The following is a 25,594-nucleotide window of genomic DNA, read 5'->3' as shown; positions in this document are numbered from 1 at the left end:
CCCGCATGACCCATACCCAGGCGAGCGCAACGACCGTTTACCGGCGTCTGTTACGTTATGCAACCCCCTATTGGAAGGCATTTTCAATCGCGACGCTGGCGATGGTGTTTTTTGCCGCGACCGAAACCAGCTTCGCGGCGCTCATCAAGCCACTCGCTGACGGCAGCTTTGTAGCCAAGGATCCGGATATCATCCGCATGATGCCGATCTGGCTGGTAGGCCTGTTTGTGATACGCGGTATCGCATCGTTCGTCTCCAGCTATGGTCTGGCGTGGATGGGACGCAGGGTGGTGAATGACCTGCGTGACCGGATGTTCCGCCACCTGTTGGCGCTGCCAGCCGCCTTTTACGATAACCATTCCTCCGGCCAGCTGCTGTCCCGGTTGATCTACAACGTGGAGCAGGTCACCCAGGCCTCCACCAGCGCCATCACTGTGATCATAAAAGACACATTGACCGTGATCGGTCTGGTCGCGTGGATGCTGTATCTCAATGTTATTCTGGCGCTGACATTTCTGCTGGCGGGCCCCTTCATTGCCTTCATGGTACTTTATATCAATCGACGATTCCGTCGTATCAGCACGCGCATCCAGGGGTCGATGGGTGATATCACGCATGTCTCCGAGGAGGCGATCAAGGCGCACCGGGTGATCAAGGTGTTTGGAGTGCAGGTATATGAGGCGAACCGCTTTGCGCGCACCAACGAAGCCAATCGTCATCTGAACATGAAGATGACGGCGACCTCGGCCACCAGTACCGCACTGATCCAGCTGGTCACGGCGTGCGCGTTGGCGGGGATTGTCTATATCGCCACGCTGGATGAGATGCTGGCTTCCATCAGCGTAGGTACATTCATGTCATTTGTGGCCGCCATGGTGCTCATGCTCGGGCCGATGAAGCGGATCACGACCATCAACGCCACGCTGCAGCGTGGTATTGCAGCCGCAGACAGCATTTTCGGCTTTCTCGATAATGCCGCCGAAACAGATGACGGTACGCAGAGCATCGCGCGGGCGCAGGGCGCGGTGGAATATCATAACGTTTCGTTCGGCTATGATGAGAGCAAGGGCAGTGTACTGAATGATGTCAGCTTCAAGGCAGAGCCGGGCCAGACCATTGCGCTGGTAGGGCGATCCGGCAGCGGCAAGTCAACACTGGTCAGCCTGTTGCCGCGTTTATACAACGTCAGCAGCGGCAGTATTACCATTGATGATCACGACATTCGCAGCCTGCAACTCAGCAGCCTGCGTGACCAGATCGCACTGGTCAGCCAGGATGTAATCCTGTTCAACGATACGATCGCACACAATATCGCTTATGGCAGGCTCGATACCGCAAGCGAGAGCGAGATTGTCGAGGCCGCAGAGGCGGCCCATGCCATGGAGTTTATCCGCCAGTTGCCCCAGGGTCTGGATACCCTGGTGGGGGAAAATGGGGTATTGCTTTCGGGGGGGCAGCGCCAGCGTCTGGCGATTGCACGCGCCCTGTTGAAGAATGCGCCGATACTGATTCTGGATGAAGCGACATCATCGCTGGATACCGAGTCGGAGCGCTACATCCAGTCAGCACTCGAGCGCCTGATGCGCACGCGCACCACGTTGGTGATTGCGCACCGCCTTTCCACCGTTGAAAGGGCCGATCTGATTATCGTGCTGCACGCCGGACGTATTGTCGAGCAGGGCAGGCACGGTGATTTGCTGGCGCGCAATGGCCACTATGCTGCGCTGCATAAGATGCAGTTTCGTGATCCTGCGCCGGGGCACACACAGCAGGCCACTACGTCACATTTGTCTTGATGAAGCGTCTGGACTACTACTGGTACAGCAACAACCCTGTGGCAGTCCTGTTGTTGCCGCTTTCATGGCTGTATGCGCTGGTGGTCATGCTGCGTCGGAGTTTATATCGTGCGGGGGTACTGCGGACGATCAAGGTGGGTGTCCCTGTTATAGTGGTGGGTAATATCACGGTGGGTGGCACAGGCAAGACTCCGCTCGTCATCTGGCTGGCGGAATACCTGAGGGCACACGGCCGGAAGCCGGGCATAGTGAGCCGTGGCTATGGAGGCAAGGCAACGCACTATCCTCTGACAGTGCATGCGGATACCGATACCGAACTTGCCGGTGATGAGGCTGTATTGCTTGCGCGCCGCAGTGCCTGCCCGGTGGTGGTGGCGCCGTATCGGCTTGATGCCGCACGCCAGCTGGCCGCCAGCTGTGACGTCCTGATAGCCGATGACGGCTTGCAGCACTATGCGCTGGCACGCGATATCGAAATTGCCGTGGTTGACGGTATGCGGCGCTTTGGCAATAACCATTGCCTGCCGGCAGGCCCTCTGCGGGAGCGCCCTGCGCGCTGGGAGACCGTTGATCTCAGAATATGTAATGGCGGCAGAGCCCGGGCAGGTGAGCACGCCATGGTATTGCAACCGGGTGATGCATGTAGCCTGACGGATAAAGAGCGCAGGCGAACAATAGCAAGCTTTGCTGCCGAGACGGTGCATGCCGTTGCCGCTATCGGTAATCCCGTGCGGTTTTTTGAGCAACTGCGGTTGTCAGGATTGCGGGTCATCGAGCATGCCTTTCCGGATCACCACCGCTATACCGCACAGGATTTCAATTTCGATGACGGGCGCAATGTCCTCATGACCGAAAAGGATGCGGTAAAGTGCGGACAGGTGGCAAAACCGCACTATTGGTATGTGCCAGTCACGGCGGAGCTTGACCCTGCCTTTGGCGCGAGATTGTCAGAATTTCTGGAGAAGAGAGTGTATGGATCCAAGGCTGCTTGATATTCTGGTATGCCCTGTATGCAAAGGGCCGTTGCTGTATGACAAGTCGGCTGCAGAGTTGATCTGCAAGTGGGACAAGCTGGCTTACCCGATACGTGATGACATCCCTGTGATGCTGGAGCAGGAGGCGCGACGCCTGCAGAGCGAAGATCCGACGTGAGCTTCGATGTGGTCATCCCGGCGCGCTACGCTTCCACCCGGCTGCCGGGCAAGCCGTTGCGCACAATTGCCGGCAGGCCGATGCTGGAGCACGTCTATCGGCGTGCGTTGGAAAGCGGTGCAAATCGCGTCATTATTGCCACTGACGATGAGCGCATTGCACAGGCCGCACGTGTTTTCGATGCCGAAGTGTGTATGACCTCGATGCATCATCGCTCAGGCACGGAGCGGATTGCCGAGGTAGCGGCCAGCCTGAATCTGGATGACGACGAGGTAGTGGTCAACGTGCAGGGTGACGAGCCGTTGATTCCGCCTGCCATCATCCGTCAGTCTGCCCGGAATCTTGCAAACCACACCCAGGCCTCTGTCGCGACCTTGTGTGAGATGATTACCGAGGCCGATGATTTGTTCGACCCCAATGTATGCAAGGTGGTTGTCGACAGCCAGGGCTATGCCCTTTATTTTAGTCGGGCACCGATACCCTGGCACCGGCAGGCATTTGCCCAGGGAGGCCAGCAGCTCCCGGCGGATACCCAGCATTTCCGGCATATCGGACTTTACGCTTACCGTGCCGGTTTTCTCAAGCACTATGCTGGCTGGTCGGAGAGCGTGCTGGAACGTACAGAGGCGCTGGAGCAGTTGCGTATTCTGTGGCAGGGCCATCGTATTCACGTGGATCTGGCCCAGGAGACGCCGGGTCCCGGTGTGGACAGCGAGCAGGATATCGCGCGCGTGGAGCGGCTGTTGGTCTCAGCGGGAAAATAGTCGCAAATGTATAAAGGCCGGATTTAATTCGCCTGGCTCATCGCCCGCCAGCGGTACAATAAACGTGGGGGCGACACGGCGGTGTGCCTCGCCATGCTGGTCTGGCTGGATCACGGTGTGCTGTTCGCAGTCTTGCAGTACCAGTGCCGGGCCATCCTCCAGTACCTCGATGACCTGGCAATCAATGCCGGTATGGCGTACCCGCCGACCGATAAAGGTGCGCAGTTGCTCAAGGCTGATGGCGGAGTGTGGCATGCGTATACAATACCCATGCGGTACCCGGAAAGTCCAATTTTCAGGGCGTAGCACGGCGAGGCAAGGGGTTGATGGAGTAGATGATGGTACGGGTACTATTTGTATGCATGGGCAACAAGAAACATAGCTGATAAAAGCCTTATGCGCTGCGGTATCCCGCCGGATACACCTTGAATTGGATACACGGCTGGATACACCACCGCTTTTTGCAAACATGAAAACCCGCCACAACGCCATGCTGGATACACCGTGTCACTCGCATAAAAAACCCGCCACTTGGGCGGGTTGTGCGGCAGGGGTTGAAGCTACGCCTAGCCTTTAGCGGATGCATCCAGCGCATGGCTGAACGACGCGCTGGCACTCAGCCTGACAAGAGGGTCAGCCGATCACCTGGCGGATTGCGCCAGGGTTGCGCTCGATAATATTCAGAATCGCACGCTCGCCGCTAGTAGTGGCAAGAAAGCCCGCCACCAGCGACGGATCCAGCACGTTGATGTTCTTCATGCTGAATGACACGTTCGGTGCGCCAGGCAGATTCACCAGTCCGCCCTCAGCGTAACTGAGGCGCGGCGCGGCGGGCATGAAGTTACCCGAGCTGATGCGGTGCATGTTGTCCAGCATGCCCACGCCCAGGCGGCGCACGGCGGCGGCGCTGAACACATACTCGCCGCCGTGCACAATCCCGCGCGGCTGGTATTTGCCGCCCGCGCCGGTATAGCCGCCCTCCGCAAAACCGAACAGCGTGCCGATGCCGCCCGCTAGCCCCGACAAGGCCGATCCGAGCGAACTCAACAGGCTCGACAGCAGCGAGCCGAGCGTGCCGAGCAGGTTTGACAGCATGGAGCCGAGGCGCGAGAAAATGGATTCCGTCTGCGCGGCAATCTCGCCGCCGACATCCGCGCCGGCGGCGGTGGCCACGTCTTGCACGTAGACCGCGTTCGCCTGGGTGGAACCGTCGCGCTTGGCGCCGAGCCCGAAAAATTTACCTGCGCCGATCACCGACTCGCGCGGGAAGGCTTGCAGTATAGAATCGGTGAGGCTGGCCGCGAGCACGTTTGACAGCGACACCCGCACCAGATTCACCAGCCCCAGCACCGCACCGCGCGCGACCTCGCCGGTAAAGGCGTTGTTGAGCACATCGGCAATCGAGCGTTGCAGGTTTTCGGCCAGCGCGCGGTAAATATCCTTCGCCTGTTCCACCGCTTCATCCAGCGCCTTGCGTCGCGCTTCCGCCGCCTGCTTGTCGTCCAGCGCAGCATTCAGCGCCGCGCTGAGTTTTTCATATTCTTGTGTGGTCAAATTGACTTGCAGCTTTTCCATCTCCAGCAGCGCGACGCTGCGCTCGCGTTCCTGATTGGTAAGCCCGAGCAGCCGCGCCTCCAGCGTCAGCGCATCCACCATGTCCTGCGCCGTCTTCACCGCGTCGCGGCGCGCGGCGATCTGCGCCGTGGTGGAGGCGGCGGCCTCGCCGGCGACGCGGTTCTGCACCAGCGCGATCTCGGCCTCGATTTTCAAAAGATCGCCGGCGGCCTTGATCTTTTCCGCCGCCTCCGCGCCTGGGTCGCGCTGAATGGCCAGCGCGGCGGCGCGTTGCTGCTCCAGCAGCGCGATCTCGCTCGCCGCCTGCTGCTGTTGCAGCGCCGCCAGCGTGGCGTAGTAGTCACCCGCCGTAATAAGTTTGTCGTCGTAGAGTTGCTTGTTGGCATCCAGCGCGCGCTTGATGTCGTCCTGTTCCAGCCGCGCCAGTTGCTCGGCCTGGGTGCGCGCCAGCGCCAGGCGGGCTTTGGCCGCCGCCTCCGCTGAGACTTTTTCTGCAGCCACTCGCTTGTCCAGTGCTTTTTTATCCAGTTCGGATTTTAGCCTGGCGTCTTCGGCATCCTTTTCGGATTGTTGGCGGGTCAGTTCATTAATTTGGCCCTGAGCTGCCTTGTAGTCCTCCAGCGTTATCCCGGCGAGTAGACCGCCATCCCGGCCGAAGGGGTCAATTCGTGGGGCCTGCAGCTCCGCTAAAAATGTCCCTTCGATCAGCTTTCTCGTAACATTGATCGCACCGGCAAGACCGCCTGCACTGCCGGTCGCCGCCGGGCTTATCTTTTTCCCGAGCACCTCCAATAAATCATTCCAGGCATTTTTCAGATCATTCGTTGCCTTGAGCAGGCCGGTGTTCATTTCTGTTGCAACACCACCGATGGAGCCGCGCAGCGCGTCCATAATGACGTTCTGCGCCGCCGCCTTATCATTGACGTCTTCAAATGATTTCAGCAGACTCTTCTGGTTGTCAGTCAGTACCACGCCCGCTTCTTTCAGGAGCCGCGCGGCAGCTTCGGGGTCGGCGAGTGCCTTACCAAGCTTGGCCGCCGCCTCTGGCAGATCAGTGCCGGTAAGCCGCGCCCAGTCAGCCGCCAGCCGGATAGCATCGCCAAAGGTGGCTTTGCTGATAACCCGGAATTTGAGTAACTCGATCTGCGCAGCAATCACAGACTCATCCGAGAATCCCAGCGTTCGCTGAAACTCGGCGGAATCTTTAATGAGTTCTTTCCGGGTAAGCCCGGCGGCAAGCCTGGTAGCCTTCAAAACCGCGTCGAGTTTGCGCACCGCCTCCTCAGACTCGGCGAATGCTTTTATGGACGCTTTGCTAAATGCGAGAATGGAAGCGACACTCAACCCGGCGCCCATACGACTCAGCAAGCCATTAAGTTTGTTGCCCGCAGCAGCCAGCGAGGCCATGTTGGCCTTGGCCGAGCTGATCGCCGCCTTGCTGCGGTCATCGCCCTCGATGATGATTTTGGTTTTAACCGTCATAAGCAATCTCCCGCGTGGTGTTCGATATCATTCAAACCTTGCACCGGCTGCCTAGGCCGGGTCCGTCGGTTTTTTCTGCTGCCATCAACGATGACAACTACGGTGCGCTGAGCCCATACGGAGGACCACTTGCGTGCCGGAGAAACGCGCAAGATATGCGGCGAGCTATGGGTAGGCGCTCTCTCGCTCGCCGCATAGAAAAACTATATTTCGATTTCGGCGCGGCGTAGCGCGTCCGAATCGGGTGCCGCTTCCGGAAATTCGGTGCCCTCGAAAGGGGGCGCCGGCGCGGTCAGGCTGATGGCTTGGGCAATCACGACATCTAAGCTGTGTGCCTTGCCAGCAAGGCTGCGAGCGCGGTGCAATGCATGGATAGGGCGCACAGCATCGGGGATCATCGCTTCATATTTTTTAGCCTGGGCAAGCCAGAAGTCGCGGTGCATTACGCGCGCCCGATCCACTATATTTTCGAGTTCTGCCTCGATCCTCTGTGCCTCCAGCCGGCGCTGGGTTATCGCCTGGGGGTTTTTTACCATCTTCGCCGCGTGCAAAGCATCAAGCTCGGTATCAAGCAATGCATCGAGCTCGGCGATCTCGGCAGTCAGTTTTTCAAATTCACGGACGCTCATGCTGCTAGCCCTCGTGCGACGCGCCGCTGAAAAGCCTGCGCCTTTTTGACAAGATTCTGCAGGCGCTTCCTCGCTCGCGCCTCGATGGCACGGTACGTCGCCGCGCCTGCATGGTTCCCGCTCGCCAGCGCAGCATCAATCGCCTCCAGCTGGACGCCGATCTCCGCGTCCAGGTTCGCCACAGCCTCTGTTAGCTTGGCGTAATCGCGACGGACGTTCATCACGCGCCACCTCGCACGACACCGAGGCGGCCAAGAGGCACAGCGCCAAAATCAGCCATCACCCTTAACATTATTCCGTCGATACTGATCTTCGGCTCTATCACTTCAACAATGGTTGGCCGCGAGCCGATATTTCCTTCAAGATATAGACGGCCAATCACTGGCGCCACCGAAGGCGCTGCCATCAAATACCAGCGATCTGCCGGCAGCCATGGCGAGGCAATGATATCGATAGTGGTGGCGCCGATGTCATGCAGCAGTTTCATGGCGTGGTACTCGAGCGCGGCAGATATAATCAAGAAGGCCGCCTTGCTGTTTGATAGGTTGCCACTCAGGGTTGGCTGTGTGCGCAAGGCGCCCATGGCCGCCGCGAGGCTGGCAGCGTCCAGGCTGGCGGCAACAATGTTGCCGTGCCCAGCATCGAACATCAGCTCGCCATCGGCCAACATAGGATTCGACTCGAGTAGTGCATAAATAATCCGCGCCTCGGTGCGCGCCGCAGCGGCGCCTCGCTGCGTGAAAACGGTGTCAAGCAGCCCAACATCGTCGTTGATGATAGTGTTCCGCGTCACCAATATTGCGCCGCCATAGGTGTACAGCTGCGCAGAAAGCCCGGTGCTCACATTGACGACCTGGTGTTTGAGTTCGCTCAACTCCCCGACAGGAGGTAGTTCGTCTGATAAGTCAACGGAAGGAAAATCCACTTGCAGAAAGTTCCGGGCTGGAACCGGTAGAGTGAACGCGCGATGGGGGCTGGAGGCATCATATGCCAACGCCACAACCCGACGCAATGAGCCCCCCAGCGCCGCTGTAAAGTCAGAACTACTCATGCCCAGGCCGAGGGCCCTCAGGTCATCGGCGGGCCTGCCCTGTTTCAAGGCCTCAACGCTGCCTACCAGCTTGGCGATATCGGCAAGGCTGGCGTGTTCATCAACCATTCGCCGAGCGATGGGGTGTGGTTTTGCCGGCTGCCTTCCAGAGCGCGTGAGCACCCAATCTGGCATAGCGTCGAGGATGTCAGCGGGCTTAAATTTACCAATCTGCATAATTCAATTCCTCACCAGTTGTTAATGTGAAATTATTAAAACACCCAATTTCTGACCAATGTCAGAAATTTGGTCAGAGAATCTCGAATAGTTTTCGCTGACTGCGTATCGGCCTTGCGCCACTGCGGAAGGCCGCCCAGAGCGCCAGCTTTAGCGGCGGCAGGGGGGGCTGTTCCGCCGCTTCCTTGTAGCGCAGCCACGTGGTTGATTCGAAGGATCTCAGCGCAGACGCAAGCAGGCCAGCCACCGCCCAGCGTGGCATTCCCCCATCCGGGTCGATACATCTGGCGGCCTCGCGCAGCGCACGGTCGCGCGCCCTTCTCATATCGCTGGACTGGAGACCGAGCGCCGCGTCAAGGCTGGTTCCATCCCGCCAGGCGGCAACGCCACTGTGCAGCCAGAGCGCCAGATCCGGATCGTGCTCTTGCGCGATTTCTACCAGGCGCTGGAGGCGGACTGATGGGCTGGCGTCTATCACGGGATGATTAACCTACAGCCCCAACCTTTAACCAATCCAAAAGCCCACCCACTACAAAAAAATCGGGGTTCGAATTACCCCTGCTTGGAGCGGACGGGGAGTACCTTAAGTGCGATCCTCGCGCCAGCCACCCGGCTCGCAGGTCGCTGGTCGGCAGTGCCAGCACGAACGCACATTGCAGCACATGCGGGCAATATGGTAGCGGCCACCAGCGCTCACACAGAGAGCGCAGCGATCCACGCCCCTTACTTTTCGCCGTAAAACGCAAAGTCTTGGTGTGCTTTATTCTGGCAATAGCCCTTGCCAGATACATGTCCAACACTAGTCGCCGCGCACGACACCCCGTGATCGTCTATCCAGCAGCACGACCGTCGATTGGATGATTGCGCGGCGACCGCGACAAGATCAATATCCTCCCAACCTTTCCCCCGAAGCCACTTAGCAGGGTAGGGGATGAACTCACCACCATCCTTCACCCAGTCCTTGCTCTTCTTGGCATGCTCCACAGCGGTGATTATTGTGGTCTGTAGCGCCTTGTCCGGCTTGAGCGTCTTCCACGCCTTCTCGGCATCCCCCTTGCTGCGCTTCTTCGGGTACACCCGCCAGAATGCGGGGAACCCATCACCCCTGACTGTTGGCGCTCTTGGAACTCTTGACGTGTCGGCGCATGCCGCAGGCTGCGCAAGGTCTTCTACGTCTCCGTCTCCGTCTCCGTCTAAGTGCGCATCTGCTACGCAGATGCTACTCACATGCGTAGTAGCTGCCGTGCATCCTTCAGGCGGTGGCGGGTACTTGCTCTTTTCTGCTCGCGTTTGCTGGCGGAAGTCCAGCAGTTGCAGGTATCGCTTCCCGTCCGGTGCCAGGTACACACTTACAAGGGCCGCTGTCACGCAACTGGTGAGCCACTTCCCAGTGTCCGCGTCGGATACTTTATCGATCAAGAGTGGGTAACATGCTGCCCGCAGCAGCTTAGGGTTCGCATGATAACGACCAAAATCATCAACCACCGACATGATGCGGCGGTAAAAAACCTCTTCGGCCCAGGAGAGCATTGCTACGCGCTCGCTAGCGAGAATGCCTTCGCGCAAAATTCTATTTGGCATTGGTAGCCTCGGCCTGGATCATTGGCTTTTCTCGCCCTCAATGAATTGCTCCACTGCTGCCAACACGCCTTCCTTTTCCTCACCGCCGATCTGATATTTATGCGAGCACGCGCCGCAAAGGTGATAAAGAAAAATAAGGGGAAGCTGGATGTGAAGGGGAATAATTTTGAGATCGTATCGCCGCCTGCGCGCTGGCGTGAATAGCTTGCGACAGCTGGCGCAATAAGGGCATGGTGTGCCGAGCGGCGGCGCCTCGTGCTTCACTCCTTTGAACCACGGCAAGACATCCTGCACCCGTTTGCCGGGCGGCAGAGCGACGAAATTGTGCATGGGCTGGTGCTTAGCCATGGCGCAGCTTGCCCATTTTCTGCGGCCGCGTCGGCGGGCGCCCGGTACGGCGGCCTTCGAGATGGGGTGGCGCCGCAGGGCGCCCGGACGGGAGGGCGTCAATCCACGCGGCCAGATCGGCAGTACGGATAAGGACGCGGTTGCCGTGCCGTCGGCATGACAGTTCACCGGCACGGATAGCGTGGTCGATTGTCGATTCTGAAAAGGACGACAGTTCTGCCGCACCCCTGAGGTTGACCGCTAGCGGGAGAGGGGGGGCATGGGGCTTAGTGTCGCGCATTTCATTTCCTCACATCCTTTAACATGAGGGAATGCTAACGTGACTACATTTAACCAATCATTCTAAATAACTGATTGGTTAATATTACACGTCTTGTTTTTTTCGCAGATAATCCAACATCCACTTAAAATCCTTTGCGTAATAGCTGGCGCGAGCTGTCTCATAAGAGACGTGCAGTTGCTTGGTAGCGCGTTTTAATCGCGCAGTGGTGGTGCTGCGCATATGGGCTTTTTCATCTTCGACAATAAACTCTGCCAAGTAGTATCGACGCGCCTCGCGCGTCCGCCTGCGCAGCGGTGCGTGCTTACCGTCATGTGGAATTTGTACTCGCTCAATAACGTAAGCTAGCCAAAGGCGTGCGGCATTTGGCAGTGGTTTACCACTTTTCAATATGCCGATAATTTCGTGTTGCATGGCTTGGCGGTACTCAATCTCGTTGCCGTGTTTTGCTGCCAGGGCAAGCCATGTAAAATCATCCTCAGGTGGTGGTTCCTCACCTCGCAGAGCAGCCGCAGAAGCGGCAGCAGCACGGGCCATGCCCCAGTCATTTTCGCCTAATTTTTCAATTTTTCGCGCGGCCTCATAAAATGCTTCCTCAAAAGCTTTGCTCAGCATTTCAACAAGGACGTGTTGGCCACTACCACGCGAGACTTCATCCCGTAGCTTGCCAGATACTTTGCCGAGTGTTTCAAGCAGCGCTTCGGACACTATTTTAAAGCATGTATTATGAAACTCCTTCGCTTTTTCCTTGGGGATATACTTGTCTTCCTCTCGTCGAAAAGAGACATAATCGAGTACATCATCGATTGGTATTGGTTTTTTCATGGCGCACACCCTTCACAGTGCCACCCTCAAATAAGAGCCGCACCATGCCGGTGAAGGTATCCCGGCTATTCGCCCCGTCGGGCTAGGCGCGGCAAACCTAGTTACATCCGCCGCCAGAACTCCTCAGGCGAAATGAAGCCCTTGTCCCGCAACTCAATGAGGCGTTGCAGCTTGGGGTCCTTGTTCGCTACCCGGATCGCGTACCGTACGGCCTTATCCTTTATCCACTCTGGTGCGGCTTCCAGTTGCCTGCACAAACGGATCATCTTCGGGTCAGTGGTGAAATATACGCCCTTGCTTGCAGCAGGTTGGTTGTTCATATTGAAACAACGCCATCTGCTAGTGCCCGCCGCGACGCGGCGGCGTAGAGCGCCCCCAGCTTATCCTTAAGCCTGTAAAGCCGATACACCTGTTCATGGGCCGGCGGCAGCAGTGCGTAGAATCGCGAGCTCATTCTCACCTCGGCGCTCTGGCCTGAATCGTCCAGGCATTTTCCATCGTATGCCGGTACCCCAAGATCAGGAATTGTATCGGACATCAAGCTGAGATACGTGCGCAGAAGAGCCGCAGCTTCGTCCACGGTACACATTGCATCGAAAATTTCATTTTCAATATTGATGATAGAATTGGTGTCAGCCATGATCGCTACTCCTTGTTGGTTGCGGTTGTGGTCAGGGGTCGCTTGGTGGTGGTTCACCTTGCGGCCCCGCTTTTTTTGCCGCCGGTACTGCCGGTGGCCCCAGTGATTTCGAGCACCACGCGCTCGACCGTCTTCGCTGCAACGATGCGTTCCTCGGTCATTTCGGCGTGGTCGTAAATGCGCAGCATCCCTTCGAGAGCGTGGTTTAATGCCTTCTCGATAACGTGCGGCAGGACGCCGGCATCTTTCGCCAGCGTGGCGAAGGTGCGGCGCAGATCATGCGGCGTCCAAGTCACGCCGCGACGCCGCACCCACGCTTGCACGGCGGTCGGGGATACATTGAATGATTCTGCAAGCTGTGTTTTTGCCGTGGGCGTCAGGAACACCCAATGCGGCCTGCCGTTTTTGGTTTTTTCGATGCGCCACAGATCGCCGTCCTGCCGCCCATGCTGGCCCTCTGATATCCGAAGGCCCGTAAGCAGCAGGAAGCGCAACAGCGCCGCGTTGCGGCCATCCCAGGCCCATAGTTGGCGGATATCATCATGGGTCAGGACGCGGGTGCGCGGCGCGTAGGTGTACCCGGTGACGCGGGCGCCAATGACGGAAGCGGGGTTGTCATCCCGCAAGCCGAGCTCAATGGCGAGGGCGAACATGGCCTTGAGATGGCTGCGCAGGCTGTCTGCCGCCCTCGGCGTGCTCCGGTGGTTCGATACCAACTCCGCTAGGCGCTTCGCGGTGACTTCGGACACGCGGGCATTCCCCATGGCCAGTCGGATGCGTTTCTCGTAGGTGGCGAACTGCGCGGGCCTGGCATGGCCTTTGATGACCGCGTCGTGGTATCGTTGAAGCAAGGTGCCGATGGTGGCGTCAGAAGGTGTTTTGACGGTGACGGCAAGCCGGGATGCATCTTTGAGCGAAAGGGTAGGCCAATCTCCCAGGGTGATAACTTTGGGCTTGCCGGCCACCTTGCGGCGGACGATGAAGGTTTTGCGCCCGGTGGTGCGAACCCGCAACCACAAGCCCCCGCCGCACCCGGTCATATAGTCGGCGGCTTGTTGTCTCAGCGCCCTGATAGTTGTCTCATTCATGGCCTTCGGATACACCGCTGGATACACCGAAAATACTAGATTAAATGTTTATATAAGTAAATATAAGTTTTGCAACTCTTATAAATCAACATGTTACCACAATCATGCCAATCGTGAAAGTACTATTTGTATGCATGGGCAACATCTGCCGATCGCCGCTGGCGCACGGATTCTTTGAGCAGCTGCTTGAGCAGGAGGGCCTGCAGGACCGTGTGGCTGTAGATTCGGCCGGTACTCACAGCTATCACGTCGGCGATCCGCCCGACGAGCGCGCCCAACGCAGTGCCTTGATCCGTGGCTTTGATATCCGTGAGCAACGTGCGCGACGTGTGCAGGTGTCTGATTTTGAGCAGTTTGATTACGTGCTTGCCATGGACAATGAAAACCGTGCCAACCTTGAGCAGCTGTGTGTCGATACGGTCCAGCGGCAGAAGCTACGGCTGCTGCTGGCATTTGCGCCACACCTGAGTGAGCGCGAAGTGCCTGACCCTTACTATGGCGGATCCAGCGGTTTTGAACGGGTCATTGATCTGGTTGAGGAGGCCTCTTATGGACTGCTCGAGGATATCCGCCAGCATCATCTGAAGCGCTGATGCCCGGGTGGCAGGATACGGTTGCCGCGATTACCGGTAGTGTGCCGCGCTCCATAGAGCCTTTGACAGGCGGTTGTGTGGGCGAGGTGTACCATGTCACCTGCGCTGATGGTCGTGCATGGGTGGCAAAAATAGATCGCTCTCCCACCCCGCGTCTGGTCTGTGAGGGCCGGATGCTGTCCTATCTCGCTACGCACACCAGCCTGCCGGTACCGGCGGTTTTGCACAGCAGCAACACATTGTTGTTAATGGAGTACATTGAGGGTGAAAGCCAGTTTCCGCCATCGGCGCAATCGCATGCGGCCGAGCTGTTGGCGGCGCTGCACCGGTTACATGCCCCGCAGGGTTTTGGCTTTGAGGAAGAAACTCTGATAGGCGGTTTGCGCCAGCCAAACCCGTGGACCGCGTCCTGGCTGGAATTTTTCCGCGACCAGCGCCTGCTGTACATGGGCGGAGAGGCGGTATCTGCCCGGCGCATGCCGCAGGCATTATTGACCCGGCTGGAAAGGTTCGCGGCACGTCTCGACAGCTGGCTGGAGGAGCCGAGGTACCCTGCACTGATTCACGGCGATGTTTGGACTGCCAACGTGCTGGCCCGTAATGGTCGGATCACAGGCTTTATCGACCCCGCCATTTACTACGCCCACCCCGAGATCGAGCTCGCCTTTACCACGCTGTTCGGAACCTTCGGCGGGCCTTTCTTTGAGCGCTACAACGAACTTAACCCGATTGCCCCCGGCTTTATGGAGGTGCGCCGCGATATCTACAACCTGTATCCGCTACTGGTGCATGTGCGCCTGTTCGGCGGCAGCTATGTGGCCTCCGTCGAGGGTGTACTGCGCCGCTTTGGTTGCTGACGGCGCGGCGTGCATTAATCAGCCTTGTTCTCCGGTGTGGCGTGCAGGCTCTCACGCGGCTCGGTGGCGGCAGGCGCAGGACTGTGATGTTGTATCCCGGGTAGCGGAAATGCCGGACGCGAGCGCTCCAGATCGGGGATCACTGCGGCCGGAAATGGCGCCTGAATTGGCAGCGGCGCACTGGCGACAGGTTTGCGTACAGGTTCGGCAGGGTGTGCAGCTGCCGCAGGCAGTTGTCCGGCATCAAGCGGGGCTGAGGGAGGCCGTTCGGCAGCAGGCTGCCCGGTTACAGTAGCTTCGTCTGCGCCAGTGGCGGACTGTGGCGCAGGTGCAGAGGCACCGCCTTCCGGACGCCGACGCCTTCCACCCCGGCGACCCCGGCGACCGCTGCGTGGCCGTTCTGGTGTAGCCGCAGCCTCCCGCTCAACGGCTTCTGTGGTGGGCGGCGGGGAAGCCTGTACAGGTGTGGTGTCTGCCGGAGTTTCTGGTTTGTGTGCGGCAGTTCTGTCTTGTGCGGGTTGCTGGAGAGGCTGCGGGGTTGCCGGGCGCTGTGTCTTTGCTGTCTGGGTGCGTTCGCGCTGCTCACGCTCGCGCACCCGACGACCTTCGTGCTGCTCCTGGCGTGCCTTGCTGCGTTCACGGCCGCGTCCCTTGTCGCGGCCACGTGCGGCAGATTCTTTGGGACGCTGTGCAGGAGTTGCCGTGGCCACAGCCGGGGTGTCGCTACCGACCAGTTTTTTCCACAGACGGACAAGCAGGCCAGGGCCATCCGCCACGGCCTCACTGCTTTGTACGTGCACCACAGGTACCGGTGGTGGCATGGGGAGCAGGCCTTTGACGGCCGGTTCTTCTATGGTGGGCCTGTGCATGGTGCCCATTTTCTCGCTTACAGCCTGGACTACCGTGGCCAGCTGGTAGCTGCTGGGCGTATTGGCCTCATCGGCAGGAATGTCATCTGTTCGCAAGCGCTGTATTTCGTACTGCGGTGTCTGCATTGATGCATTCGGAACCAGGACCACACCAATGTGGTGACGCTGCTCGATGCTGTGCACGGATTGGCGCTTCTCATTCAAGAGGTAGGTGGCGACATTGACCGGTAATTGCGCGACAATACGCGCGGTATTTTCTTTGAGGGCCTCTTCTTCAATGATGCGCAGTGTGGAGAGCGCGGCCGATTCGACGCTGCGGATGGTACCCTGGCCGCTGCAGCGGGGGCACATCATCCGGGTGGACTCGCCCAGAGAAGAACGCAGACGCTGACGTGACATTTCGAGCAGGCCAAATCGCGAAATGCGCCCGACCTGAACCCGTGCCCGATCCATTTTGAGCGCTTCTTCCAGACGCTCTTCCACCAGACGTTTGTTACGCGGCGGCGTCATGTCGATGTAGTCGATCACGATGAGGCCACCGAGATCGCGCAGCCGCAACTGACAAGCGATTTCGTCCGCAGCTTCAAGGTTGGTGTTAAGGGCTGTTTCCTCAATGTCGCTGCCACGGGTAGCGCGCGCCGAGTTTATATCGATGGACACCAGCGCCTCGGTGTGATCAATCACAATGGCGCCGCCTGAAGGCAGGCGTACTTCGCGCCGGAAGGCGGATTCGATCTGGCTTTCGATCTGGAACCGGGAGAACAGCGGTACATCGTCTTCGTAAAGCTTGACCTTGACCAGGTTGTGCGGCATCACCTGTTGCATGAACTCGCGTGCTTCGTTGTAGACGGCCTCGTTATCAATCAGTATCTCGCTGATGTCTTTGCGCAGATAGTCGCGGATCGCGCGGATGACGAAATTGCTTTCCTGATAGATCAGATAGGGCGCAGAGCGCGTACCGGTGGCCCCCTGGATGGACTTCCAGAGATGCAGCAGGTAATCAAGATCCCATTGCAACTCCTCTGCGCTCTTGCCGACACCTGCGGTACGTACAATGAGCCCCATGTCTTCCGGCAAGGTGAGGGAGTTGAGCGCATCGCGCATTTCGGCGCGGTCTTCACCTTCGATGCGCCGGGAGACCCCTCCGGCCCCCGGGTTGTTGGGCATGAGCACCAGATAGCGGCCCGCGAGGCTGATAAAGGAGGTGAGTGCCGCGCCCTTGGTGCCGCGCTCCTCCTTTTCCACCTGCACCACAATTTCCTGGCCTTCTCGCAGCATGTCCTTGATGCCGCTGCGCCCGGCGCCCGGGTTGTAGCTGGGGAGAAAATTCGAACGGGCAATTTCGCGCAGCGGCAGGAAGCCATGGCGTTCCGCGCCGTAGTCAATAAACGCGGCCTCCAGGCTGGCCTCTACACGTGTGACCCTGCCTTTGTAGATGTTGGATTTTTTCTGTTCCCGACCGAAGGTTTCAATGGCCAGATCATACAGACGCTGGCCTTCAACCAGCGCAACCCGCAACTCTTCAGGCTGAGTTGCGTTAAATAACATTCTTTTCATGTCATATTCCTTAAAAGTACCAGCGCTCTACCACGTCCGTTGTGGCGGCAGCCGTGCGGCCCATCGTGTTCTGTCCAGCCGCGCACTCCAGGGTCAGGGTGTGCTTCCGGCTGTCGTATTCCAAGGGCCCGCTCGACCTCTCCCAGGCTTGGGAGGCGGGGGCGCGTCGTTTTATCAATCAATGGTCGCCTCTGCTTGCGAGGAGGGGCAACCCTGAAACTGTGGTTATCCTGCCGGGGCAGGTATAATTGTGTATGTCGTGTTGCTCTCTTATCGTTAATTTTAGTTACAAATCACTGCAAATTGCCGCAAACTAGACTGGGTTGAGGCAAGGCAATGGGCTGATAAACCGCCTGAAGTAAATTATCTCAAAAATGAGCAACAGTTGCAAAGATATTGATAAACAGGCCAATTTTATTGAGGTCGGGGCCGAGCATGCAGGCCGCCGACTGGATAACTTCCTGCTGGCATACCTGAAAACCGTGCCCAAGAGTCGGGTATACCGCATAGTGCGCCGTGGCGAGGTGCGGGTCAACAAGGGGCGCATCAAACCAGACTACCGACTGCAGGCGGGTGACCGGGTGAGGATTCCGCCGCTGCGGATCGAAACCGTTGCGCCCAAAGCAGCCCCCCACGATCGCATCCTGGATCTGGTCGAGCACAGTGTGTTGCACGAGGACGAAACCCTGCTGGTGCTGAACAAGCCCGCGGGGATTGCCGTACACAGCGGCAGCGGGGTCGAGCATGGTGTGATTGAAGCGCTGCGTGCGTTGCGTTCCGATGCCCCTTTTCTTGAGCTGGTGCATCGCCTTGACCGGGACACGTCGGGCTGTCTCATGATCGCCAAGACACGGCCGACACTGTCGGCACTACACACATTGCTGCGTGCTGGAGAGGTCGAGAAGCATTATCTCGGGCTGGTCAAGGGCCGCTGGCAGGGCGGGAAGCAAACCGTCAATGCCGCACTGCGCAGGAATGTGCTGCGCTCAGGTGAGCGCATGGTGCAGGTCACGGAGGAAGGCAAGTTGTCCGAAAGCGTGTTTGAGCCGCAACGTCTGTTTGCCGACGCCAGCCTGATGCGTATCGGGCTGCATAGCGGACGCACCCACCAGATTCGTGTGCATGCGGCGCATATCGGGCATCCCTTGGCGGGTGACAGTAAGTACGGCGATGCCGACTTTAATCACGCCATGCGCGCAGTGGGCGTGAAGCGCGTGTTTCTGCATGCACGGGAGATAGCCTTACAACTGCCAGGAGCGGCGCGGAAGCTTCACGTTACCGCACCTTTGCCGGAGGATTTGCAGCGGGTGCTGGAGAAGATGGTTTAGTGGTGGTTGGATATAAACTGCTGGTGTTCGACTGGGACGGCACGCTGATGGACTCCGAGGCCCATATTGTGCAGTGTCTGCGCCTGGCTATTCGTGATGCCGGGTTGCCTGCCGTAGAGGATGCAGCCATCCGGAATATTATTGGCCTGGGTTTGGGCGAGGCATTGAAGAACTTGCTGCCGGGCGTCGGCGATGATCTGCAGGGGGCGCTGGTCGGGCATTACCGGCGCCACTTTCTCGCAGGCGAACACACGCCCTCCGAACTGTTCCCCGGTGCCAGTGAAACGCTCACCCGGCTGGCAGAGGAGGGCTACCTGTTGGCGGTCGCTACCGGTAAGGGGCGCCAAGGGCTGAATCACGTGCTGGAACGTACCGGGCTGAAGCATGTATTTCATGGTACGCGTTGCGTAGATGAAGCTCCCTCAAAACCGCACCCGCAAATGCTGCGGGATATCATGGCTGTGCTGGATGTGGCACCGGGAAACACGCTGGTCATCGGTGATACGGAGTATGATGTGAATATGGCGCGCAATGCGGGCTCGGCTGCGGTGGGTGTGAGCTATGGCGTCCATGGGCGCGCACGGCTGTTGCAATGTGGCGCACTGGCTTGTCTGGATAGTCTGCATGAGCTGCCCGGCTGGCTGGCAACCTCCGCCCCGATTTCAGTTCCCAACACCTGAGAGGCGCATGAACATGTCAGAAGGGCAAAACACATCTGAACCCGGAAGCAGCGGAGAGCCGGCAGTTTGGGAGCGTGAGACACTCAATAAGGTCTTGTTTGCCTCACTCAAAGAGCAGCGCAGCACGCGTCGCTGGGGCGTATTTTTCAAACTGCTGTTTTTCGGATACCTGTTCGCGCTGCTGTTGTTGTACCTGCCAGGGCATCTGACCGGGGGCAGCATGTCGTTGAGCAAACATACCGCCCTGGTTGAGGTCGGAGGTGTCATTGCCGATAACAGCAACGCCAGCGCCGACCACATCATTACGGGACTGCGTGCAGCATTCAAGGACAAAAATACCCAAGGTGTAATTTTACGCATCAACAGCCCGGGCGGTAGTCCGGTGCAGGCCGGCTATATCAACGACGAGATCGTGCGTTTGCGGGAGCAGTATCCCAATGTACCACTATACGCAGTGATCACCGATATCTGCGCCTCTGGTGGCTATTATGTTGCTGCGGCAGCGGACAAGATTTATGCCGACAAGGCCAGCATAGTGGGATCCATTGGCGTGCTCATGGACGGCTTCGGCTTTGTCGGGACGATGGAAAAGCTGGGTGTTGAGCGCCGCCTGCTGACGGCAGGCGAACACAAGGGCTTTCTGGATCCGTTCTCGCCCGCCCGAGAAGAGGACATCGCGCACGTGCAGGGCATGCTCAAGGATATTCACCAGCAATTCATTGCGACAGTTCAGAAAGGGCGTGGTGCGCGGCTGAAGGAAAGCGACGAGCTGTACTCCGGCCTGATGTGGACCGGCGAGCAGAGTCTGGAAATGGGGTTGGTGGACGCGCTGGGCAGCAGCAGTTACGTAGCGCGTGAAGTGATAGGGGCCGAGACCATCGTCGATTTCACGCCGCGCGGCAACTACCTTGACCGGCTTGCCGAGCGCATCGGTATGGCTCTGGGTGAAGTGCTGCTGTCTGGCACGACAGCATGGGGTGGTCTCAAATAAGGCGTACGCCTTCCTGCTCCAGCATGCGCGTGAGGCGGATCAGGGACAGACCGATGAGTGCGCTGGGGTCGTCGCCGATCAGGCGTTCGATGAGTGCGGCACCTGCACCTTCGGAGCGGAAGCTGCACGCGCACTGATAGGGTTGCTCGCGCTCTAGATAGTTTTCGATCTGTGTCGCGTCGAGGGAGCGAAACACCACGGTAGAGGGGACGATATCGACCTGCACCGTGCCGGTGGCGCTGTTGAGCAGGCACAGCCCGGTATAGAAGGTAATATGTTTGCCGGAGACACGCTGTAGCTGGTGTACCGCCTGGGCATGATTACCCGGTTTTCCGAGGATGTCATCCCCCAGCGCCGCGACCTGATCAGCGCCTATGATCAGTGCAGCAGATTGCTCTGCGGCTACCGCACGGGCCTTGGCCTCGGCCAGGCGCGTAACCATGGCGGTGACCGGCTCGCCGGGCTGGCGGGCTTCGTCTACGTGAGGCGCGCTCACGCTATAGGGCAGCCCCAGGCTTTCCAGCAGTTGTTTGCGGGCGGGTGAGGTGGATGCGAGAATCAGTGGCAGCATGCGGTAAGGGTGGCCGGGAAAGCTCGGCAGTGACGGGCTTGGGTGATTTTGACACAAAATACAGTTAATTATACAATGCGCGGCCTATGATAGAGCGCCTGCCGTTGGTCATTGACCCGATACGGCTTGCCGAGGCGGGAAGCCGGTTTCAGGGTCAGCTGGAGCTGGCGCAGTTGCAGCGGCTTGCACCCACCCTGCAGCAGGTACAGGGCAAGGTGGAAGTGGAGGTTGAGTTTGGCCGGGACGACCTGCATATCGCCTACCTGAGCGGCCGTTTGCAAACCCAGCTTGGGCTGGTGTGCCAACGCTGCCTGCAGCCAATGACATGGCCGGTGAATACCACGTTTGCGCTGGGGCTGGTAACCACAGATCAGGCGGCCGAGCAGTTGCCGGAGGGTTACGAACCACTCATGGTGAGTGGCGCCATGACGTTGGCGGATATTATTGAAGATGAATTGATACTCGCCGTGCCGCTGGTGCCAATGCACGCCAGGGCAGAATGCCAGGCGCAGGGTCTGGGCGGTGGGCAGCAGGGAAAGGAGACGCATCCATTTGCGGCACTGGCCCAGCTGAAGCGGCATTAATAGCGTACGATGTTGATAAATTTTACAGGGAGTTAAGCCCATGGCAGTCCAGAAAAGTCGTAAAACCCCTTCCAAGCGTGGCATGCGCCGTTCGCATGACGCCTTGACCGGGCCCACCTTGTCGACCGAGTCCACGACAGGTGAAACCCATCTGCGGCATCACATCAGCCGCGATGGATACTACCGTGGCCGCAAGGTCGTCGCCTCCAAAAGTGAGTAGCCGCGCAGTAAAGCCAGAGCCACGTCTCTGAACCTTCCCGGGTTGTTGCCTCACGGCCCACGTACTTAAAGCAGGCATCCAGTGGAACTGCATTCAGGTTTTGTTCCGTCGACGACGCACGCCCTGACGATTGCGCTCGACGCCATGGGTGGCGATCATGGTCCCACTGTTGTGGTGCCTGCGGCACTGAAGGCGCTGGCGGACTATGAAACCTTGCGCCTGATTCTGGTGGGCGACGAGGCCATCCTGCGCACGGCAATACAGGGCAGCAGGACTGCGCGTGACTATGCAGCAAGTGAACGCCTGCTGGTGCAGCATGCGTCGCAGCGGGTGGAGATGGATGATCTTCCGTCCCAGGCGATGCGCAACAAGAAGGATTCCTCGATGCGAGTTGCGCTCAACCTGGTGAAGGAGGGGAGCGCGAATGCCTGTGTCAGTGCCGGTAACACCGGTGCGCTAATGGCCTTGGCACGCTACGTACTGAAAACCCTGCCGGGTGTCGACCGCCCCGCCATCATCACCGCACTGCCGACCGTGACCGGTCATACCTATATGCTTGATCTGGGCGCGAACAGTGACTGCACCCCCGAGCAGCTGTATCAGTTCGCCGTCATGGGTTCTGTGCTGGCGAGTGCAGTGGATGGTATGCCGCGGCCACGCGTAGGCTTGCTCAACATCGGGGCGGAAGAAATAAAGGGCAACGAGCGGGTGAAGGAAGCCGCCCGTCTGCTGGCAGAGAGCTCCCTGCACTACATCGGTTTCATTGAAGGTGACGGCATTTATGCCGGTGAGGCGGATGTGGTGGTGTGCGATGGCTTCACCGGCAACGTGGCCTTGAAGTGCAGCGAAGGTGTGGCACACATGCTGCGGCATTTTCTGAAGCAGGAATTTCAACGCAATCTCTTTACGCGGATGTGCGCCCTGGTTGCCATGCCGGTACTCAAGGCATTCCGCAACAAAGTGGACCCGCGTTGCTATAACGGCGCCAGCCTGCTGGGGTTGCAGGGCAGCGTGATCAAAAGCCATGGCAGCGCCGATATCTTCGCCTTTGGCTGCGCCATCCGTGAAGCCATACTGGAGGTGGCGCAGGATGTGCCGCAGCGCATCGGCTCACACTTGCAGGCACACTTGACGGAGAGCGCGCTACAGTGAGTATCTATGCCCGCATTCACGGCACGGGCAGCTATCTGCCGTCCCGGGTGTTGACCAATGCCGACCTGGAAAAAATGGTCGAGACCTCCGATGAGTGGATCGTCGAGCGCACCGGCATTCGTGAACGGCACATTGCCGCCGAGGATGAAACGACCAGCGTGCTGGCCGAGCACGCGTCACGGCAGGCCATCGAGGCGGCGGGTATCAACCCCGCCGACATTGACCTCATTATCGTCGCCACGACTACGCCAGATAAAATTTTCCCCAGCACGGCCTGTCTGCTGCAACAGCGTCTGGGAATTCAGGGGGGTGCGGCGTTTGATGTGCAGGCCGCCTGTACCGGCTTCGTCTATGCCCTGAGTATTGCAGACAAATTTATCCGCAGTGGTACAACGCAGTGCGCACTGGTGGTGGGCGCCGAGATTTTCTCGCGTATCGTGGACTGGAAGGATCGCAACACCTGTGTGCTGTTTGGCGATGGGGCCGGTGCGGTGATTGTGCGGGCAGACAGCGAGCCGGGCGTGTTGTCTACCCATCTGCACGCCGATGGCCAGTACCATCACCTGCTGACCACAGAGGACATCAGCGACGCGCCCAGCGGTGGCTACGTCACCATGCAAGGCAGCGAGGTGTTCCGGATGGCGGTCAATACCCTGGATCGCATCGTGGATGAAACACTGGCAGCCAACCAGATGGAAAAAGCAGACATAGACTGGCTGATTCCACATCAGGCCAATACCCGCATTATCAGCGCCGCCGCCAGGAAACTCGGCATGCCGATGGAGCGGGTAGTGGTGACCGTCGACAAGCATGGCAATACCTCGGCCGCATCCGTGCCCCTGGCGCTTGATACAGCAGTGCGTGATGGCCGCATCCAGCGCGGTGACACCCTGCTGCTGGAGGCCTTTGGTGCCGGCTTCACCTGGGGCTCGGCCCTGTTGAAGTACTGAGCCGGATGACGACGGCATTTATTTTCCCCGGTCAGGGCTCGCAAGCTGTCGGCATGCTGGCAGAGCTCGCCCAGCAGCACCCGCAGGTAGAGGCGACCTACGCCGAAGCCTCGGCGGTACTGGGCTATGATTTGTGGGCGCTGGTGCAGCAGGGCCCTGAGTTGGAGCTGAACCAGACCGCCCGCACCCAACCGGCCATGCTCGCGGCAGGTGTGGCCGTCTGGCGCGTCTGGCAGGCCAGCGAGGGTAAACTGCCCGCACGCCTTGCCGGGCACAGCCTCGGTGAATACACGGCACTGGTGTGTGCCGGGGCGATCAGCTTCGGTGACGCGGTCGCACTGGTGGCCAAGCGCGGCGAACTGATGCAACAGGCCGTACCAGACGGTGCGGGCGCGATGGCAGCGATACTGGGGTTAGAGGATGCCGCTGTACGCAAGGTGTGTGCTGAGGCGAGTCAGGGCGAGGTGGTGGAGGCGGTCAATTTCAACGCGCCGGGCCAAGTGGTGATCGCCGGTACACAGACGGCGGTGGCACGTGCGGCGGCATCGGCCAAGGAGGCGGGCGCCAAACGGGTGCTGCTGCTGCCGGTGAGTGTGCCTTCGCATTGCGCTTTGATGAAACCGGCCGCGCAAAAACTTGCAGCGTATCTGGAGCAGATTGTATGGCAGGCACCACGTATCCCGGTGGTCAGCAATGTAGATGTTGCAGCCTATGAGACTGCTGCCGCTATCCGGGATGGGCTGGTGCGCCAACTCTATCAGCCGGTGCGCTGGGTGGAGGTGATACAGTCGCTGGCGGCTGCGGGTGCTGACAGCTTTGTCGAGTGCGGGCCGGGCAAGGTGCTCGCAGGCCTGAATAAACGCATCGTGCCGGAGGTGCGCACGCTCGCCGTCTATGACACGCCAACACTGGCTCAGGCGCTGACTGCCTAGTCCGTGATCGCAGGAGAACAGTATGCAGCTTGCTAACGAAATTGCCCTGGTAACCGGCGCCAGCCGTGGTATAGGTCTGGCAATAGCCTTGGAGTTGGGGCGGTTGGGGGCCACGGTTATCGGTACTGCAACTTCACAAAATGGTGCAGATTTAATAGTCAAGATATTGAATGAAAATGGTATTAAAGGCAGTGGCGAGGTGCTGAACGTGACCGACCCGGCCTCCGTCAGTGCGTTGCTGAGCAGGCTGGAGCAGGCTGTGGGTACGCCGAGTATACTGGTCAATAACGCCGGCATTACCCGTGATGGTCTGCTGATGCGGATGAAGGACAGCGACTGGGAGGAGATCATCGCTACCAACCTCAGTTCGGTTTATCGTCTCACTAAGGCCTGTATCCCGGCCATGATGAAGGCCAGACGCGGTCGTATCATCAGCATTTCGTCCGTGGTGGGCGCGAGTGGCAACGCCGGCCAGACCAACTATGCGGCGGCCAAGGCCGGCATTCTCGGCTTCACCAAGGCGCTGGCGCGCGAAGTCGGTTCACGGGGTATTACCGTGAATGCCGTGGCGCCCGGCTTCATCGATACCGACATGACCCGGGCCTTGCCGGAGGAGCAGCGTAACGCCCTGTTGCAGCAGATTCCGCTCAAGCGCTTGGGCAGCGTGGACGAGATTGCAGCGGTGGTGGGGTTTCTGGCCTCGCCGGCGGCGGCCTATATCACGGGCGAAACACTGCATGTGAACGGCGGAATGTACATGACCTGAGTTTGGCTGCACTGTTTTTCGTTTTAATATCATTGTGTTGATGGTAATTATGGCCTAATCAGCCGGTTTCCCATAAAATACCGCCAGTCTTGGAACTATTCATCACCGCTGGGAGGA

General features: G+C 58.9%; 29 protein-coding genes and 1 pseudogene. 16 read left to right on the top strand and 14 right to left on the bottom strand.

Annotated elements, in window-relative coordinates:
* Positions 1-5 precede the first annotated feature (5 nt).
* From msbA to kdsB, 4 genes are read left to right on the top strand one after another with little or no spacing between them, the layout of a single operon-like run.
* The gene (gene msbA / locus Q8L89_01015) at positions 6-1,796 is read left to right on the top strand and encodes a lipid A export permease/ATP-binding protein MsbA (GenBank protein ID MDP1707647.1); all 1,791 of its coding nucleotides are present in this window, start codon (positions 6-8) and stop codon (positions 1,794-1,796) included.
* Positions 1,796-2,788, top strand: coding sequence for a tetraacyldisaccharide 4'-kinase (gene lpxK, locus Q8L89_01010; GenBank protein ID MDP1707646.1), 993 nt, complete (start codon positions 1,796-1,798; stop codon positions 2,786-2,788). The genes msbA and lpxK overlap by 1 nt, the downstream gene beginning before the upstream one ends.
* Complete coding sequence (locus Q8L89_01005) at positions 2,769-2,948, top strand: Trm112 family protein (GenBank protein MDP1707645.1); 180 nt, start codon at positions 2,769-2,771, stop codon at positions 2,946-2,948. The genes lpxK and Q8L89_01005 overlap by 20 nt, the downstream gene beginning before the upstream one ends.
* On the top strand, positions 2,945-3,712 hold the full coding sequence (gene kdsB / locus Q8L89_01000; GenBank protein MDP1707644.1) for a 3-deoxy-manno-octulosonate cytidylyltransferase: 768 nt from the start codon (positions 2,945-2,947) through the stop codon (positions 3,710-3,712). The genes Q8L89_01005 and kdsB overlap by 4 nt, the downstream gene beginning before the upstream one ends.
* Here the strand turns inward: kdsB and Q8L89_00995 are convergent.
* The 8 genes from Q8L89_00995 to Q8L89_00960 form a co-directional block, all read right to left on the bottom strand.
* Positions 3,698-3,967 (bottom strand): hypothetical protein, encoded by a 270-nt coding sequence (locus Q8L89_00995; protein MDP1707643.1) that lies wholly within the window; start codon positions 3,965-3,967, stop codon positions 3,698-3,700. The genes kdsB and Q8L89_00995 overlap by 15 nt on opposite strands.
* A gap of 378 nt (positions 3,968-4,345) precedes the next feature.
* Positions 4,346-6,769: a phage tail length tape measure family protein gene (locus tag Q8L89_00990; protein ID MDP1707642.1), complete on the bottom strand. Its 2,424-nt coding sequence runs from the start codon at positions 6,767-6,769 to the stop codon at positions 4,346-4,348.
* Positions 6,770-6,972: 203 nt separating this feature from the next.
* Complete coding sequence (locus Q8L89_00985) at positions 6,973-7,398, bottom strand: hypothetical protein (GenBank protein MDP1707641.1); 426 nt, start codon at positions 7,396-7,398, stop codon at positions 6,973-6,975.
* Positions 7,395-7,619, bottom strand: a complete 225-nt coding sequence (locus Q8L89_00980; GenBank protein MDP1707640.1) for a hypothetical protein — start codon at positions 7,617-7,619, stop codon at positions 7,395-7,397. The genes Q8L89_00985 and Q8L89_00980 overlap by 4 nt, the downstream gene beginning before the upstream one ends.
* Positions 7,619-8,665 carry a hypothetical protein gene (locus Q8L89_00975; protein ID MDP1707639.1) on the bottom strand — a complete coding sequence of 349 codons (1,047 nt, stop codon included), beginning with the start codon at positions 8,663-8,665 and terminating at the stop codon, positions 7,619-7,621. Before Q8L89_00975 ends, Q8L89_00980 begins: the two co-directional genes overlap by 1 nt.
* Positions 8,666-8,738: 73 nt before the next feature.
* Positions 8,739-9,143: a hypothetical protein gene (locus Q8L89_00970; GenBank protein MDP1707638.1), complete on the bottom strand. Its 405-nt coding sequence runs from the start codon at positions 9,141-9,143 to the stop codon at positions 8,739-8,741.
* Between the two features lie 245 nt (positions 9,144-9,388).
* Positions 9,389-10,246 carry a hypothetical protein gene (locus Q8L89_00965; protein MDP1707637.1) on the bottom strand — a complete coding sequence of 286 codons (858 nt, stop codon included), beginning with the start codon at positions 10,244-10,246 and terminating at the stop codon, positions 9,389-9,391.
* A gap of 18 nt (positions 10,247-10,264) precedes the next feature.
* Complete coding sequence (locus Q8L89_00960; GenBank protein ID MDP1707636.1) at positions 10,265-10,576, bottom strand: hypothetical protein; 312 nt, start codon at positions 10,574-10,576, stop codon at positions 10,265-10,267.
* On the opposite strand from Q8L89_00960, the gene Q8L89_00955 reads away from it, so the two are divergent.
* Positions 10,575-10,754 (top strand): hypothetical protein, encoded by a 180-nt coding sequence (locus tag Q8L89_00955; GenBank protein ID MDP1707635.1) that lies wholly within the window; start codon positions 10,575-10,577, stop codon positions 10,752-10,754. The two genes, Q8L89_00960 and Q8L89_00955, sit on opposite strands and share 2 nt — an antisense overlap.
* A 204-nt stretch (positions 10,755-10,958) precedes the next feature.
* Here the strand turns inward: Q8L89_00955 and Q8L89_00950 are convergent, their stop codons facing one another.
* The 4 genes from Q8L89_00950 to Q8L89_00935 all read right to left on the bottom strand — a co-directional run bounded on the left by Q8L89_00950 (position 10,959) and on the right by Q8L89_00935 (position 13,427).
* The gene (locus Q8L89_00950) at positions 10,959-11,699 is read right to left on the bottom strand and encodes a hypothetical protein (GenBank protein ID MDP1707634.1); all 741 of its coding nucleotides are present in this window, start codon (positions 11,697-11,699) and stop codon (positions 10,959-10,961) included.
* A 101-nt stretch (positions 11,700-11,800) separates the two neighbouring features.
* Entirely contained in the window at positions 11,801-12,019 is a 219-nt protein-coding gene (locus Q8L89_00945; GenBank protein ID MDP1707633.1) for an SHOCT domain-containing protein, read from the bottom strand.
* Entirely contained in the window at positions 12,016-12,339 is a 324-nt protein-coding gene (locus Q8L89_00940) for a hypothetical protein (GenBank protein ID MDP1707632.1), read from the bottom strand. Before Q8L89_00940 ends, Q8L89_00945 begins: the two co-directional genes overlap by 4 nt.
* Positions 12,340-12,392: 53 nt before the next feature.
* Positions 12,393-13,427 (bottom strand): integrase family protein, encoded by a 1,035-nt coding sequence (locus Q8L89_00935; protein ID MDP1707631.1) that lies wholly within the window; start codon positions 13,425-13,427, stop codon positions 12,393-12,395.
* A gap of 104 nt (positions 13,428-13,531) precedes the next feature.
* Here Q8L89_00935 and Q8L89_00930 point away from each other — a divergent pair, with 104 nt between their 5' ends.
* Positions 13,532-14,020 (top strand): low molecular weight protein-tyrosine-phosphatase, encoded by a 489-nt coding sequence (locus tag Q8L89_00930; protein ID MDP1707630.1) that lies wholly within the window; start codon positions 13,532-13,534, stop codon positions 14,018-14,020.
* Positions 14,020-14,877, top strand: coding sequence for a fructosamine kinase family protein (locus tag Q8L89_00925; GenBank protein ID MDP1707629.1), 858 nt, complete (start codon positions 14,020-14,022; stop codon positions 14,875-14,877). Before Q8L89_00930 ends, Q8L89_00925 begins: the two co-directional genes overlap by 1 nt.
* Before the next feature lie 350 nt (positions 14,878-15,227).
* On the opposite strand, the pseudogene Q8L89_00920 reads toward Q8L89_00925, so the two are convergent.
* A pseudogene (locus Q8L89_00920) lies at positions 15,228-17,303 on the bottom strand (Rne/Rng family ribonuclease).
* 374 nt (positions 17,304-17,677) lie between these two features.
* Here Q8L89_00920 and Q8L89_00915 point away from each other — a divergent pair.
* From Q8L89_00915 to Q8L89_00905, 3 genes are read left to right on the top strand one after another with little or no spacing between them, the layout of a single operon-like run.
* Complete coding sequence (locus tag Q8L89_00915; GenBank protein MDP1707628.1) at positions 17,678-18,631, top strand: RluA family pseudouridine synthase; 954 nt, start codon at positions 17,678-17,680, stop codon at positions 18,629-18,631.
* A gap of 2 nt (positions 18,632-18,633) precedes the next feature.
* Entirely contained in the window at positions 18,634-19,311 is a 678-nt protein-coding gene (locus Q8L89_00910) for an HAD-IA family hydrolase (GenBank protein ID MDP1707627.1), read from the top strand.
* Positions 19,312-19,324: 13 nt separating this feature from the next.
* Entirely contained in the window at positions 19,325-20,302 is a 978-nt protein-coding gene (locus Q8L89_00905) for a S49 family peptidase (GenBank protein MDP1707626.1), read from the top strand.
* Here Q8L89_00905 and Q8L89_00900 read toward each other — a convergent pair.
* Positions 20,295-20,873 (bottom strand): Maf family protein, encoded by a 579-nt coding sequence (locus Q8L89_00900; GenBank protein MDP1707625.1) that lies wholly within the window; start codon positions 20,871-20,873, stop codon positions 20,295-20,297. The genes Q8L89_00905 and Q8L89_00900 overlap by 8 nt on opposite strands.
* 86 nt (positions 20,874-20,959) lie before the next feature.
* Between Q8L89_00900 and Q8L89_00895 the strand changes: the two genes are divergently transcribed.
* The 6 genes from Q8L89_00895 to fabG all read left to right on the top strand — a co-directional run bounded on the left by Q8L89_00895 (position 20,960) and on the right by fabG (position 25,477).
* Positions 20,960-21,457 (top strand): YceD family protein, encoded by a 498-nt coding sequence (locus tag Q8L89_00895; protein ID MDP1707624.1) that lies wholly within the window; start codon positions 20,960-20,962, stop codon positions 21,455-21,457.
* Between the two features lie 40 nt (positions 21,458-21,497).
* Entirely contained in the window at positions 21,498-21,677 is a 180-nt protein-coding gene (rpmF, locus tag Q8L89_00890; GenBank protein MDP1707623.1) for a 50S ribosomal protein L32, read from the top strand.
* A gap of 87 nt (positions 21,678-21,764) precedes the next feature.
* Complete coding sequence (plsX, locus tag Q8L89_00885; protein MDP1707622.1) at positions 21,765-22,829, top strand: phosphate acyltransferase PlsX; 1,065 nt, start codon at positions 21,765-21,767, stop codon at positions 22,827-22,829.
* Positions 22,826-23,779 (top strand): beta-ketoacyl-ACP synthase III, encoded by a 954-nt coding sequence (locus tag Q8L89_00880; GenBank protein MDP1707621.1) that lies wholly within the window; start codon positions 22,826-22,828, stop codon positions 23,777-23,779. Before plsX ends, Q8L89_00880 begins: the two co-directional genes overlap by 4 nt.
* A gap of 5 nt (positions 23,780-23,784) precedes the next feature.
* Positions 23,785-24,711, top strand: a complete 927-nt coding sequence (gene fabD / locus Q8L89_00875; GenBank protein ID MDP1707620.1) for an ACP S-malonyltransferase — start codon at positions 23,785-23,787, stop codon at positions 24,709-24,711.
* A 22-nt stretch (positions 24,712-24,733) separates the two neighbouring features.
* Positions 24,734-25,477: a 3-oxoacyl-ACP reductase FabG gene (gene fabG / locus Q8L89_00870; protein MDP1707619.1), complete on the top strand. Its 744-nt coding sequence runs from the start codon at positions 24,734-24,736 to the stop codon at positions 25,475-25,477.
* Positions 25,478-25,594 lie beyond the last annotated feature (117 nt).

Source organism: Gammaproteobacteria bacterium (assembly GCA_030680605.1).
Classification (GTDB): Bacteria; Pseudomonadota; Gammaproteobacteria; order SURF-13; family SURF-13; genus JAQBXX01.
This window is presented reverse-complemented; position numbering and strand designations above follow the sequence as displayed.

Coding starts and splice junctions, on each gene's coding strand:
- Q8L89_00950 (MDP1707634.1), bottom strand. CDS start 11,699: ATGAAAAAACCAATACCAATCGATGATGTACTCGATTATGTCTCTTTT.
- Q8L89_00985 (MDP1707641.1), bottom strand. CDS start 7,398: ATGAGCGTCCGTGAATTTGAAAAACTGACTGCCGAGATCGCCGAGCTC.
- Q8L89_00960 (MDP1707636.1), bottom strand. CDS start 10,576: ATGCACAATTTCGTCGCTCTGCCGCCCGGCAAACGGGTGCAGGATGTC.
- Q8L89_00990 (MDP1707642.1), bottom strand. CDS start 6,769: ATGACGGTTAAAACCAAAATCATCATCGAGGGCGATGACCGCAGCAAG.
- rpmF (MDP1707623.1), top strand. CDS start 21,498: ATGGCAGTCCAGAAAAGTCGTAAAACCCCTTCCAAGCGTGGCATGCGC.
- Q8L89_00925 (MDP1707629.1), top strand. CDS start 14,020: ATGCCCGGGTGGCAGGATACGGTTGCCGCGATTACCGGTAGTGTGCCG.
- Q8L89_00955 (MDP1707635.1), top strand. CDS start 10,575: ATGGGCTGGTGCTTAGCCATGGCGCAGCTTGCCCATTTTCTGCGGCCG.
- Q8L89_00905 (MDP1707626.1), top strand. CDS start 19,325: ATGTCAGAAGGGCAAAACACATCTGAACCCGGAAGCAGCGGAGAGCCG.
- fabD (MDP1707620.1), top strand. CDS start 23,785: ATGACGACGGCATTTATTTTCCCCGGTCAGGGCTCGCAAGCTGTCGGC.
- Q8L89_00980 (MDP1707640.1), bottom strand. CDS start 7,619: ATGAACGTCCGTCGCGATTACGCCAAGCTAACAGAGGCTGTGGCGAAC.
- Q8L89_00945 (MDP1707633.1), bottom strand. CDS start 12,019: ATGAACAACCAACCTGCTGCAAGCAAGGGCGTATATTTCACCACTGAC.
- Q8L89_00900 (MDP1707625.1), bottom strand. CDS start 20,873: ATGCTGCCACTGATTCTCGCATCCACCTCACCCGCCCGCAAACAACTG.
- Q8L89_00935 (MDP1707631.1), bottom strand. CDS start 13,427: ATGAATGAGACAACTATCAGGGCGCTGAGACAACAAGCCGCCGACTAT.
- fabG (MDP1707619.1), top strand. CDS start 24,734: ATGCAGCTTGCTAACGAAATTGCCCTGGTAACCGGCGCCAGCCGTGGT.
- Q8L89_00895 (MDP1707624.1), top strand. CDS start 20,960: ATGATAGAGCGCCTGCCGTTGGTCATTGACCCGATACGGCTTGCCGAG.
- Q8L89_00995 (MDP1707643.1), bottom strand. CDS start 3,967: ATGCCACACTCCGCCATCAGCCTTGAGCAACTGCGCACCTTTATCGGT.
- Q8L89_00975 (MDP1707639.1), bottom strand. CDS start 8,665: ATGCAGATTGGTAAATTTAAGCCCGCTGACATCCTCGACGCTATGCCA.
- Q8L89_00930 (MDP1707630.1), top strand. CDS start 13,532: ATGCCAATCGTGAAAGTACTATTTGTATGCATGGGCAACATCTGCCGA.
- msbA (MDP1707647.1), top strand. CDS start 6: ATGACCCATACCCAGGCGAGCGCAACGACCGTTTACCGGCGTCTGTTA.
- Q8L89_00940 (MDP1707632.1), bottom strand. CDS start 12,339: ATGGCTGACACCAATTCTATCATCAATATTGAAAATGAAATTTTCGAT.
- Q8L89_01005 (MDP1707645.1), top strand. CDS start 2,769: ATGGATCCAAGGCTGCTTGATATTCTGGTATGCCCTGTATGCAAAGGG.
- Q8L89_00965 (MDP1707637.1), bottom strand. CDS start 10,246: ATGCCAAATAGAATTTTGCGCGAAGGCATTCTCGCTAGCGAGCGCGTA.
- Q8L89_00915 (MDP1707628.1), top strand. CDS start 17,678: ATGAGCAACAGTTGCAAAGATATTGATAAACAGGCCAATTTTATTGAG.
- lpxK (MDP1707646.1), top strand. CDS start 1,796: ATGAAGCGTCTGGACTACTACTGGTACAGCAACAACCCTGTGGCAGTC.